A 12,029-nucleotide genomic window follows, 5' to 3' on the forward strand; every position below is an offset into this window, starting at 1 on the left:
ACAAGGAATTTCTATGGCACGCATTATTGTTGTGACTTCGGGTAAAGGGGGCGTTGGCAAGACCACCTCCAGCGCGGCCATCGCTACAGGTTTGGCCCAGAAGGGAAAGAAAACCGTCGTTATCGACTTCGACATCGGCCTGCGTAACCTCGACCTGATTATGGGCTGCGAACGTCGCGTCGTTTATGATTTCGTCAACGTCATTCAGGGCGATGCCACACTGAACCAAGCGCTGATTAAAGATAAGCGCACGGAAAATCTCTACATTCTCCCGGCTTCCCAGACCCGGGATAAAGACGCTCTGACCCGCGAAGGCGTCGACAAGGTTCTCGAAGAACTGAAGAAAATGGAATTCGATTTCATCGTCTGTGATTCCCCGGCAGGCATTGAAACCGGTGCGCTGATGGCGCTTTACTTTGCTGATGAAGCCATCATCACCACTAACCCGGAAGTCTCCTCCGTTCGCGACTCCGACCGTATCCTTGGCATTCTCGCCTCTAAATCCCGCCGCGCGGAAAATGGCGAAGAGCCAATCAAAGAGCATCTGCTGCTGACCCGCTACAATCCAGGCCGCGTTAATAAAGGCGATATGCTGAGCATGGAAGACGTGCTGGAAATCCTGCGCATCAACCTGGTAGGCGTGATCCCGGAAGACCAGTCAGTCCTGCGCGCATCCAACCAGGGTGAGCCGGTGATCCTAGATGCCGCCTCGGACGCAGGCAAAGCCTATGCCGATACCGTTGAACGTCTGCTCGGAGAAGAACGCCCTTTCCGCTTCATTGAAGAAGAGAAGAAAGGATTCCTCAAACGCCTGTTCGGAGGATAAATTATGGCTTTACTCGACTTTTTTCTCTCGCGAAAAAAGAACACGGCTAATATTGCGAAAGAACGCCTGCAAATCATCGTCGCCGAGCGCCGCCGCGGAGACGCGGAGCCGCATTACCTGCCGCAGTTACGCAAAGATATCCTGGAAGTGATCTGTAAATACGTACAGATCGACCCGGAGATGGTCAGCGTGCAGCTGGAGCAGCGGGACGGGGATATATCCATTCTTGAGCTGAACGTGACCCTACCCGAAACGGAAGAGTCGAAATCCTGACCTGTCGCGCTATCGCGAAAAAAAACCGGCTACGCCACGCGCCGCCGGTTTTTTAATGGTCTGAACCTGGCCGCGAACTAGCGCGGATAGTCGTTTAACAGCCTCTTCAGCCGCTCGGCCATCAGCTCCCCGCGCCAACCGGAAATCAGCTCAGGTTCACCGGCTTGCGTTTTCAGCTGCCAGTGCCAGTTCAGCAGCTGGTTGATCTGCCGACGCGACGCCAGCAGCTCCGCGCTTACGCCCTTCTCCGTGCTCACTTCCTGCACCAGCGCTTTAATATCTTTAAAGGCTTTGCGGTAGCCCGGCATGTCGATCAGGTTCTGCAGCGGCGCCGGCAGGGCCGACTCCGGCAGCGCCTGCGCTTTTTCGACCAGGCTAATCAGCGTTTTGCCGTGGAAGCGAATTTCGCTACCGGACAACCCGAGGCTGTCAAGCTCGCCCAGGCTGGTGGGCATATAGCGCGCCACGCTCCACAGATGCTCTTCCCGCACCACAAAGTTTACCGCCAGGTCGCGCTCGCGCGCTTTGCGCAGGCGCCACTCCGCCAACAGCTGCAGACAACCCAGCTGGCGGGTACGCAGCTGCCAGGCGTTGCCGATATCGCGCCAGGCCTCGGCCGGGTCGACCACCTCCTGACGACGCTGCTGCATCACGCGGCACTCGTCGAGCGCCGCCGGCAGCCAGCCAGCGCGATCGGTCTCCGCCATTAACTGGCTGGCGATCGGCAGCAGATACCAGACGTCGGCCGCGGCATATTCACACTGACGCTCAGTCAGCGGGCGCGCCAGCCAGTCGGTGCGGGATTCGCTTTTATCCAGCGCTACCCCGGAATACTCTTCCACCATCGAGGCGAAGCCCCAGGACATTGGGCGGCCGCAGAAGGCCGCCAGAATCTGGGTGTCAATCAGCGGCTGCGGCATCAGGTTAAATGCATTAAGGAAGACTTCTAAATCTTCGCTGCCGGCATGCAGGTATTTAGTCACATCCTGGTTGAGCAGCAGGTCGCGCATCGGCGCCCAGTCGTTAATCGTCAAGGGATCGATCAGAGAGACCTGCTGGCCGTCGAACAGCTGCAGCAGGCCCAGCTGCGGGTAATAGGTGCGGGTGCGGACAAATTCCGTATCCAGAGCGACGGCGGAGGCCGTGCTTGCCGCTTCGCAGACAGCGCGCAGGCCATCGTCGGTGGTGATCATCTGATAGTTCAAAGCATACTCTCTTAACTTGCGCCCATAAAAAACGCCGGCGTAGCCGGCGTCAGGCGACTCATTCGTTACTTAGCCTTTATTGTCCACTTTAGCGCGCGCTTCGTCACGCAGTTCTCGCCGCAAAATTTTCCCGACGTTGGATTTCGGCAGTTCGTCACGGAATTCCACCAGCTTCGGCACCTTGTATCCGGTCAAATGGCGACGGCAGAACGTAATCAGCGCCTCTTCGGTTAACGCAGCATCTTTCTTGACTACGAAAATCTTCACCGCTTCGCCGCTGCTGCCGGACGGCACGCCGATGGCCGCCACTTCCAGCACCCCGCTATGCTGCATGACCACATCTTCGATTTCGTTCGGATAGACGTTAAAACCCGACACCAGGATCATATCTTTTTTGCGATCGACGATGCGCAGGAACCCCTCTTCATCCATCACCGCGATATCCCCGGTGTGCAGCCAGCCGTCTTTGATAATCTCATCCGTCGCGTCAGGGCGCTGCCAGTAGCCCAGCATCACCTGCGGCCCTTTAATACAGAGCTCGCCCGGCTGACCCGGCGCCACTTCGTTATCATCATCATCCACCAGTTTGGCTTCGGTGGAAGGCACCGGCAGGCCAATGCTGCCGCTGTGGTAGTCAATATCGTGCGGGTTAACGCTGACCAGCGGGGAACACTCTGTCAGGCCGTAGCCCTCCAGCAGATATTGCCCGGTCAGTTTTACCCAGCGCTCGGCCACCGCCTGCTGCACCGGCATCCCACCGCCAGCGGACAAATGCAGCGAGGAGAAATCAAGCTGCTGGAACTCTTTGTTGTTCAGCAAGGCGTTGAACAGGGTATTGACCCCGGTCATGGCGGTAAAAGGATACTTCGCCAGCTCCTTCACCAGCCCGGGGATATCGCGTGGGTTGGTGATCAGCAAATTTTGCCCGCCCAGTTCGATAAACAGCAGGCAGTTCATGGTCAGGGCGAAAATGTGATACAGCGGCAGCGCGGTCACCACGAACTCTTTGCCGCGATGCAGCAGCGGGCCGTAGGTGGCATTGACCTGCTCGAGGTTAGCCAGCATATTGCGGTGGGTGAGCATCGCACCTTTGGCCACGCCGGTGGTGCCCCCGGTGTACTGCAGAAACGCCAGATCTTCCGCAACGATCTCCGGCTTGACGTACTGCATGCGATAGCCGTGCTGCAACGCGCTGCGAAACGAGATGGCGTCCGGCAGGTGGTACTTCGGCACCAGGCGCTTAATGTACTTGACCACAAAGTTCACCAGCGTGCCTTTGGCGGTGGAAAGCTGGTCGCCCATGCGCGTCAGGATCACATGCTGGACCTGAGTTTTCGCCACCACTTTTTCCAGGGTATGGGCAAAGTTGGAGACTATGACGATCGCCGCCGCGCCGCTGTCGTTGAGCTGATGCTCCAGTTCGCGCGGGGTATATAAGGGGTTGACGTTAACCACGATCATCCCGGCGCGCAGGATGCCAAACAGAGCCACCGGATACTGCAGCAGGTTAGGCATCATCAGGGCCACGCGATCGCCCTTCTGTAACCCCAACCCCTCCTGAAGATAAGCGGCGAAGGCGCGACTACGCTCCTCCAGCTTACGGTAGGTCATCACTTCACCCATATTGATAAACGCCGGTTGGTCGGCGTAACGGGTGGTGGCATGTTCAAACAGTTCAACCAGGGATTGATAGCGGTCAGGATTTATCTCCGCCGGAACATCTGCGGGATAACGGTTTAGCCAAACCTTTTTCACTGCATCACCTCTGAAATAGTTATTCGTCGTCATCACAGCCCCTGGATAATACATTTTGTTAACATTATATTAACTCAGCGTACCAGTTTATTAATTAGGCAATGAGCAGGTTGCGAAGCGCGTCACTATTTTTTTTCTTATTCGACTGAAAACAAAGAAACAGCGGACCGGCCGCTGTTTCTTTGAACTAACATAAACAACAAAATCATTCGGTTACAACGTTTCTCACTTCAGCAGGGCCGGGATTGTACCAGCCCCAGCCGCCATAGCCGTAGCCCCAGGGGCGCGGACCCAGCATCCACGGGTCGATAGGTTGCGGAGGCATCACCACCTGCTGCACTACGTTCCAGCGCTTGTAGCCGGTGGCGTTCATCAGCATAAATTTATACGGCGTGCTGCCCACCTTGCCGTCAACCACCCCGGCGATCGGTCCGACCACGGTCACTAGTTGACCGCGGAAATCCACCGGATCGAGGAAGCCATTGACGTCAGCAAAAATCCTTCCGCGGGACGGCTCGCCCAGCACTGGCCGCGCGCCGCTGTCCAGCGGTACGGTGGCGATTTCTAAGCGGGTTTTCCCCTGCTGGTTTTGCACATTGACCACCTTACCGCCAAAGCGCGCTTCCTGGCCAACGTACAGCTGCGGGGCGTTCATCACCCGCACTAAATCCTGCTGCGGCGTCGGGCTGGTGCCTTTGATGGCATCCGGCACCGATACGCAACCGCTTAGCGCAACGGCAACCGCTGCGGCTAACAGCCAGCGAACGCCCTGTTTTTGACCCGCCATGATGCGACTCCTTTTCTCAGTCTTCTTGTTACTGAGATTCACTCGCGGCCTGGAAGTTTCTTCCACGCCACCTCGTTTCGCAAATAAACCGGCTCCGCTTTCTCCACGGCCACGGTTTTCCCCGCCGCCAGCAGGTAACAGGCTAACGGCAGCATATCCTCCGCCGCCGGCAATTCAATTTCGCCGCTGCTCAAGGTCAGTCCGCTCGCTTTCGCCAGATCCGGCCACGCCTGCCAGCCGGTGCCGACGGTGGCCCATTCGCCGGAAAGCTGTGCCAGCCGTTCGGCTACCGCGTCCGGTTTGAGCACCGCTTCCGTCTCTTCGCCATGCCAGACGCCCTGCTCGTCGCGCTGGTACTCGGCCCAGTAGACTTCGCCCATACGCGCATCAATGGCCGCCAGCACACGGGTGGCGCCGGTTTTGCGCCAGGCGCCCTGCGCCATGGTGGCCAGCGTGGAAACGCCAATCATTGGCAGTTCGGCGCCCAGCGCCAGCCCCTGGGCGATACCGATGCCGATGCGCACGCCGGTAAAGCTGCCCGGACCGCGGCCAAAGGCCAGCGCGTCCAGCTCGCTCAGCGTGGTGCCGCTCTCGGTGAGGACCTCCTGCACCAGCGGCAGGATACGTTGGGTATGTTCGCGGGGACAAATTTCGAAATGAGCACTAAGGGTGCCATCATTCCACAGAGCCGCGGAGCAGGCCTCTGTGGCGGTATCGATAGCCAAAATTCGCATGGGTGGTCACGCTCTCGTTACATAGTTCAGGCCTTCAGGCAGCCTGATTTCCGGCAAACGGCCAACCCGCCGCCATGCCGCCCGAAGTCTATTGGGAACCGCTAATTAACAAAATGGCGCGCAGCTTAACACATTTTAGTGCGGATTACCTTGCCGGCGGTACGGCGAGAAAGCGCACCGCTCGACGGATATCGCGGGTTCGCGGCGCCGGCGGCAGACTGGCCAGGAACACCGCGCCGTAGGGGCGCATCACCAGCCGGTTGTCGCAGATCACCAGCACCCCGCGATCGTCGATATCGCGGATCAGGCGACCCACCCCCTGCTTGAGGGTGATCACCGCATCCGGGAGCTGCACTTCATCGAAGGGATCGCCGCCGCGCAGCCGGCAATCTTCCATCCGCGCTTTTAGCAGCGGATCGTCCGGCGAGGTGAACGGTAGCTTATCGATAATCACCAGCGACAGCGCGTCGCCGCGCACATCGACTCCCTCCCAGAAGCTGCTGGTAGCCACCAGCAGCGCGTTGCCGGCGCTGACAAACTGCTGCAGCAGCTGGCCTTTGCTGGTCTCGCCCTGCAGCAGCACCGGTAGCGTCATGGTGGCGCGGAACTGCTCCGCCAGATCGCGCATCATGGCGTGCGAGGTGCACAACATAAAGCAGCGACCATCGTTGGCCTCGATCAGCGGCTTGAGCATCGCCGCCAGGTGTCGCGCTGCGCCGGGCTGGTTCGGCAGGGGTAGGTTGCGCGGCACACAGAGCAGCGCCTGGTGCTGATAGTCAAAGGGACTCGGCAGCAGCAGAGTCTGCGCCTCGTCGATCCCCAGCCGGGCGGTAAAGTGATGCAGATCGTCGTTCACCGACAGCGTCGCCGAGGTAAAGATCCAACTCCCCGACTTCTGCGCCATCACCTCTTTAAACTTCTCGGCCACGGTCAGCGGCGTCAGCGCGAGAGTAAAGTGGCGCGAGGTACACTCATACCAGTAGCTGTAGCCCGGCTGGTTGATCTCTTTCAACCGCTTCAGGCGCCCGCGATAGAGGGTGGCGCGCTCAAAAGCGGCGTCGAGCAGCGCCGAGCGACCCAGCGAAAGTTTGGCGACGTCATAGCATAGCTCGAGCGCGTCATCGAGCAGCAGCAGCGCTCGCTGAATGTGGCTGTCCGCCAGCAGCTCGCGCAGATTGCCGCGGTAGCCCGGGTCTCCCAGCTGCAGGCGGAAATCCTGCGCGCTTTGCGCCAGGCGGTCGGCGCATTTTTGCAGCTGCTGAGTGTCTTTCAGTTCGGTGCGGTAGGCAATGGTGATGTCTTTCGCCAGGTCCAGCAGCTGGCGGCTGGAGAGCGACTGGCCAAAGTACTGACTGGCGATATCCGGCAGCTGATGGGCTTCATCGAAGATCATCACTTCCGCCTCGGGGATCAGCTCGGCAAAGCCGCTCTCTTTGACCACCATATCGGCCAGAAACAGGTGATGGTTGACCACCACCACGTCGGCGTCCATCGCTTTTTTACGCGCCTTCACCACGAAGCAATCTTTATACAGTGGGCAGTCGCTACCGAGACAGTTATCGTTGGTGCTGGTGACCAGCGGCCAGGCCTGAGAGTCTTCCGCGACGCTGGCGCAGGTGCTGATATCGCCATCCTGGGTTTGATTCGACCAGGAGCGCAGGAGGATCACATCGCTGAGGGTTTGCACCGGCAGATCGCCGCCCGCCAGCGCCTGCTGCTCAAGACGTTCGAGACACAGGTAGTTGGAGCGCCCTTTGAGCAGCGCCAGTTTCCCGGTGAATTTGAGCGCTTTGGCGACGGTGGGCAGATCGCGGCTGTAAAGCTGATCCTGCAGCGCTTTCGAGCCGGTGGAGATAATCACCTTTTTTTTCGCCCGCAGCGCAGGCGCCAGGTAAGCGTAGGTTTTACCGGTTCCGGTCCCCGCTTCCACCACCAGCGGCCGGGAGGCCTCAATCGCTTCGCTGACCGCCACCGCCATCTGGCGCTGCGGCTCGCGCGGTTTAAATCCCGGTATGGCTTTGGCTAGCTGGCCGTCTGCTGCAAAATCGTCGATCACATTGCCCCCTGGTTATTTGGACAGTGATTATGTCAGGGAGGACGGCGTTTCGCCAGTCCGGGTAGTGACGCGAGCGGCACATTATGGCAGTCTTGCCGCAGCCGAATGGAATGCTTAAAGAGGAAAAAGCAATGACAATTACGCGTATTGATGCCGAAGCCCGTTGGTCAGACGTGGTGATCCACAACCAGACCCTGTACTACACCGGCGTGCCGGCAAATCTCGATGCCGACGCTTTCGAGCAGACCGCCAATACCCTGGCGCAGATTGACGCGGTGCTGGAAAAACAGGGCAGCGACAAGTCGCGTATTCTTGACGCCACCATCTTCCTCGCCGATAAAAGCGACTTTGCGGCGATGAATAAAGCCTGGGACGCGTGGGTGGTGGCTGGTCACGCCCCGGTACGCTGCACGGTGGAAGCGACGCTGATGAACCCGCAGTATAAAGTTGAGATCAAAATTATCGCCGCGGTGTAATTACTCGTCCTCATCCTCATCTTCAAAGCGCGCAACGATCTGCTCGCCGGTATGCGTTGCGCGCAGCTCTTCCGCCACCAGGGCAATCGCCTGGCCGCTGCTTATCCCCTGAGCCATTAGCTCATGGATACGTTCGACCGCTTTTTGCTGTTGCTCGTGGCTCAGCGAAGGTAAACCTGCAAACATCTTTTACTCCTGCTACATTGTGGGGCGTAATTATTTCACGCCGTCCCCAACTACGCCAGAGGGGCGGCAACGTTCAGGATCGAGAAAGATGTTGTCCCCCGCGATTATTACCCTGCCCTGGCGCCCGGATGCGGCCGAACACTATTTTGCGCCGTTAAGCGCCCTGCCCTGGGCGATGCTGCTGCATTCCGGCTTTGCCGACCATCCGCATAACCGCTTTGATATTCTGGTGGCTGCCCCGCGCGCCACGCTGCTGACGCGCGGTGAACAGACGTGGGTCGACGACGGCGAAACCGTTGTTGTCTCAGCGGAAGATCCGCTGCAGCTCCTGCAGCAGCAGTTGGATCGTCAGCCGTTCACGCCGCAACCCCATGACGATCTGCCGTTTCTCGGCGGCGCGCTGGGATTATTCGGTTACGACCTGGGCCGTCGCTTTGAGCGTCTCCCTTCGCACGCGCAGGCCGATATCGCGCTGGCGGATATGGCGGTGGGGATCTATGACTGGGCGCTTATCGTCGACCACCAGCGCCAACAGATATCGCTGCTCAGCTATGACGACCCGCAGCAGCGTCTACAGTGGCTGGAGGCGCAAACGCCGACGCCGGGTGAAACCTTCGCCCTGACCTCTGCCTGGCAGTCAAATATGAGCCGCCAGCAGTACGGCGAAAAATTTCGCCAGGTACAGGCCTATCTGCACAGCGGCGACTGCTATCAGGTCAACCTCGCCCAGCGTTTTCAGGCCAGCTACGTCGGTGATGAATGGCAGGCCTTCCGCCAGCTGAACGCCGTCAACCGCGCCCCCTTTAGCGCCTTTATTCGCCTCGATGAAGGGGCGATTTTAAGCCTGTCGCCGGAGCGCTTTATCCAGCTGCGCCAGTGGGAGATCCAGACGCGGCCGATAAAAGGCACCCTGCCGCGGCTCGATTCGCCGCTGGCAGATGCGCAGCAGGCTGAGAAGCTGGCGAATTCGCCGAAAGATCGCGCCGAGAATTTAATGATTGTCGACCTGATGCGCAACGACATCGGCCGCGTCGCCGTCCCGGGCAGCGTGCGGGTCCCCGAGCTGTTCGTGGTGGAGCCGTTCCCGGCGGTCCATCATCTGGTCAGCACCATCACCGCCCGCCTGCCAATGACGCTGCACGCCAGCGACCTGCTGCGCGCCGCCTTTCCCGGCGGCTCGATCACCGGCGCGCCGAAAGTGCGGGCGATGGAGATTATCGATGAACTGGAGCCCCAGCGTCGCAACGCCTGGTGTGGGAGCATTGGCTACCTGAGCTATTGCGGCAATATGGATACCAGCATCACCATTCGCACCCTGACGGCATGGCAGGGACAGCTGTACTGCTCCGCCGGCGGCGGAATTGTGGCGGATAGCGAGGAAGCGGCGGAATATCAGGAAACTTTTGATAAAGTTAATCGTATCCTGCAGCAACTGGAGAACTAGACCATGGCGGATCGCGCCCTTAATCTGGATGATTTTCTGTCCCGCTTTCAGCTTCTGCGCCCGCAGCCTTCGCGCCATGCGCTCAATCAGCGGCAGGCGGCGGTGCTGGTGCCGATCGTGCGCCGGCCGCAGCCCGGCCTGCTGCTGACCCAGCGTTCGCCGCTGCTGCGCAAGCACGCCGGCCAGGTCGCCTTTCCCGGCGGCGCAGTAGATAATACCGACGCGACGCTTATCGCCGCCGCCCTGCGCGAAGCTCAGGAAGAGGTGGCGATCCCGCCGGAGGCGGTCGAGGTGATCGGCGTCCTGCCGCCGGTGGACAGCGTCACCGGCTTTCAGGTGACGCCGGTGGTGGGCATTATTCCCCCGGATCTGCACTATCACGCCAGCCAGGACGAAGTTTCCGCGGTATTTGAAATGCCGCTCGCCGAAGCCCTGCGCCTTGGGCGCTACCATCCGCTCGATATCCACCGCCGGGGCAACGACCACCGCGTCTGGCTCTCCTGGTACCAGCATTATTTTGTCTGGGGAATGACCGCCGGGATCATTCGCGAGCTGGCGCTGCAAATTGGCGCACGTCCTTAGCTATACTGATAATGAGAGGGCGCTCTCATTATTAGTAAAATCGCGGTTAGCCATTAGTTTAATTCATGTGAATAGTTGAACTGACAGGGCGCTTCCCTCTTACACTATGCGCAGTTATTACATCGTTACCGCACCCGCGGTAACCCTGTCAGGAGTATTATCGTGATTAGTCTATTCGACATGTTCAAGGTGGGGATTGGTCCCTCATCTTCCCACACTGTTGGCCCGATGAAGGCCGGAAAACAGTTCGTCGATGACCTGGTCGAAAAAGGATTGCTTAATGCAGTGACTCGTGTGGCGGTTGACGTCTACGGTTCACTGTCATTAACCGGCAAAGGCCACCATACGGACATCGCCATTATCATGGGACTGGCGGGCAATCAGCCCGATACGGTCGATATTGACGCGATCCCGGCTTTTATCCGTGACGTCGAAGCGCGCGGTCGTCTGCTGCTGGCCAACGGCCAGCATGAGGTCGACTTCCCGGCGGATGACGGCATGCGTTTTCGCAGCGACAACCTGCCGCTGCACGAAAACGGCATGACCATTCACGCCTGGGCCGGCGAGAAAGAGATCTACTGCAAGACCTACTACTCGATCGGCGGCGGCTTTATTGTCGACGAAGAGCACTTCGGTAAGGAAAACGCCAACGAACTGCAGGTGCCCTACCCATTTAAATCGGCGCAGGAAATGCTGGCCTACTGCAAAGAGACTGGCCTGTCGCTCTCCGGGATGGTGATGCAGAACGAGCTGGCTCTGCACAGCAAAAAAGAGATCGAGGATTATTTCGCCAACGTTTGGCAGACCATGCGCGCCTGTATCGACCGCGGGATGAACACCGAGGGCGTGCTGCCTGGCCCGCTGCGCGTACCGCGTCGCGCCTCGGCGCTGCGTCGTCTGCTGGTGGCCAGCGATAAGCTCTCCAGCGATCCAATGAACGTTGTTGACTGGGTCAATATGTTCGCGCTGGCGGTCAATGAAGAGAACGCCGCCGGCGGTCGCGTGGTAACCGCGCCGACCAACGGCGCCTGCGGCATCGTTCCGGCGGTACTCGCCTATTACGATCACTTTATCGAGTCCGTCAGCCCGGAGATTTATATTCGCTACTTTATGGCCTGCGGGGCGATCGGCGCGCTGTACAAGATGAATGCGTCCATTTCCGGCGCGGAAGTCGGCTGTCAGGGCGAGGTGGGCGTCGCCTGCTCGATGGCGGCGGCGGGCCTGGCTGAACTGCTCGGCGCCAGCCCGGAACAGGTTTGCGTGGCAGCGGAGATCGGCATGGAACACAACCTCGGCCTGACCTGTGATCCGGTCGCCGGCCAGGTGCAGGTGCCATGCATTGAACGTAACGCCATCGCCTCCGTCAAGGCGATCAACGCCGCGCGAATGGCGATGCGCCGCACCAGCGAACCGCGCGTCTCGCTCGATAAGGTGATCGAGACCATGTATGAAACCGGTAAAGACATGAACGCCAAGTACCGCGAAACCTCGCGCGGCGGCCTGGCGATTAAAGTTCAGTGTGACTAAACTTTTCGTGCCCCTCTGCGCCCGCAAAGCGCGCAGGGGGTTAACCCTGGTGACTGAAATCTCCCTGATGCGCCTTCAACGGCGCATTTTCTTTTTTCTATACCTGGCGATATTCTGCCACTACACTTGCTCTATCAAATAAGCCACGCTTAACCACTCGTCCTGTCGACAGGGTGTC

At 59.2% G+C, this 12,029-nt stretch carries 13 protein-coding genes; 7 read left to right on the plus strand and 6 right to left on the minus strand.

Annotated features, from left to right (window positions below):
* Nucleotides 1-13 precede the first annotated feature (13 nt).
* Nucleotides 14-826 (plus strand): cell division inhibitor MinD, encoded by an 813-nt coding sequence (locus tag KPHS_33320; RefSeq protein ID YP_005227632.1) that lies wholly within the window; start codon nt 14-16, stop codon nt 824-826.
* 3 nt (nt 827-829) lie between these two features.
* Entirely contained in the window at nt 830-1,099 is a 270-nt protein-coding gene (locus KPHS_33330; RefSeq protein ID YP_005227633.1) for a cell division topological specificity factor MinE, read from the plus strand.
* A gap of 77 nt (nt 1,100-1,176) precedes the next feature.
* Here the strand turns inward: KPHS_33330 and KPHS_33340 are convergent, their stop codons facing one another.
* From KPHS_33340 to KPHS_33380, 5 genes are all read right to left on the minus strand, one after another.
* Nucleotides 1,177-2,292, minus strand: coding sequence for a ribonuclease D (locus tag KPHS_33340; protein ID YP_005227634.1), 1,116 nt, complete (start codon nt 2,290-2,292; stop codon nt 1,177-1,179).
* Nucleotides 2,293-2,373: 81 nt separating this feature from the next.
* On the minus strand, nt 2,374-4,113 hold the full coding sequence (locus tag KPHS_33350; protein ID YP_005227635.1) for a long-chain-fatty-acid--CoA ligase: 1,740 nt from the start codon (nt 4,111-4,113) through the stop codon (nt 2,374-2,376).
* Between the two features lie 151 nt (nt 4,114-4,264).
* Nucleotides 4,265-4,846, minus strand: coding sequence for a Slp family lipoprotein (locus tag KPHS_33360; protein ID YP_005227636.1), 582 nt, complete (start codon nt 4,844-4,846; stop codon nt 4,265-4,267).
* Nucleotides 4,847-4,884: 38 nt separating this feature from the next.
* Nucleotides 4,885-5,580: a putative glycoprotein endopeptidase gene (locus KPHS_33370; RefSeq protein ID YP_005227637.1), complete on the minus strand. Its 696-nt coding sequence runs from the start codon at nt 5,578-5,580 to the stop codon at nt 4,885-4,887.
* A gap of 145 nt (nt 5,581-5,725) precedes the next feature.
* Entirely contained in the window at nt 5,726-7,636 is a 1,911-nt protein-coding gene (locus KPHS_33380; protein ID YP_005227638.1) for a putative ATP-dependent helicase, read from the minus strand.
* A 131-nt stretch (nt 7,637-7,767) separates the two neighbouring features.
* Here KPHS_33380 and KPHS_33390 point away from each other — a divergent pair, with 131 nt between their 5' ends.
* Nucleotides 7,768-8,112: an endoribonuclease L-PSP gene (locus KPHS_33390; protein ID YP_005227639.1), complete on the plus strand. Its 345-nt coding sequence runs from the start codon at nt 7,768-7,770 to the stop codon at nt 8,110-8,112.
* On the opposite strand, the gene KPHS_33400 is transcribed toward KPHS_33390, so the two are convergent.
* Entirely contained in the window at nt 8,113-8,298 is a 186-nt protein-coding gene (locus tag KPHS_33400) for a YoaH family protein (protein ID YP_005227640.1), read from the minus strand. It abuts the gene before it with no gap.
* An 88-nt stretch (nt 8,299-8,386) separates the two neighbouring features.
* On the opposite strand from KPHS_33400, the gene KPHS_33410 reads away from it, so the two are divergent.
* The 4 genes from KPHS_33410 (at nt 8,387) to KPHS_33440 (ending at nt 11,993) form a co-directional block, all read left to right on the plus strand.
* Nucleotides 8,387-9,742: a para-aminobenzoate synthase gene (locus tag KPHS_33410; RefSeq protein ID YP_005227641.1), complete on the plus strand. Its 1,356-nt coding sequence runs from the start codon at nt 8,387-8,389 to the stop codon at nt 9,740-9,742.
* 3 nt (nt 9,743-9,745) lie between these two features.
* Complete coding sequence (locus KPHS_33420; protein ID YP_005227642.1) at nt 9,746-10,324, plus strand: CoA pyrophosphatase; 579 nt, start codon at nt 9,746-9,748, stop codon at nt 10,322-10,324.
* Between the two features lie 162 nt (nt 10,325-10,486).
* Nucleotides 10,487-11,851 (plus strand): L-serine ammonia-lyase 1, encoded by a 1,365-nt coding sequence (locus tag KPHS_33430; RefSeq protein ID YP_005227643.1) that lies wholly within the window; start codon nt 10,487-10,489, stop codon nt 11,849-11,851.
* Between the two features lie 7 nt (nt 11,852-11,858).
* A complete protein-coding gene (locus tag KPHS_33440; protein ID YP_005227644.1) occupies nt 11,859-11,993 on the plus strand; it encodes a hypothetical protein in 135 nt (44 codons plus the stop codon).
* Nucleotides 11,994-12,029: the final 36 nt, after the last annotated feature.

The organism is Klebsiella pneumoniae subsp. pneumoniae HS11286, from assembly GCF_000240185.1.
Classification (GTDB): domain Bacteria; phylum Pseudomonadota; class Gammaproteobacteria; order Enterobacterales; family Enterobacteriaceae; genus Klebsiella; species Klebsiella pneumoniae.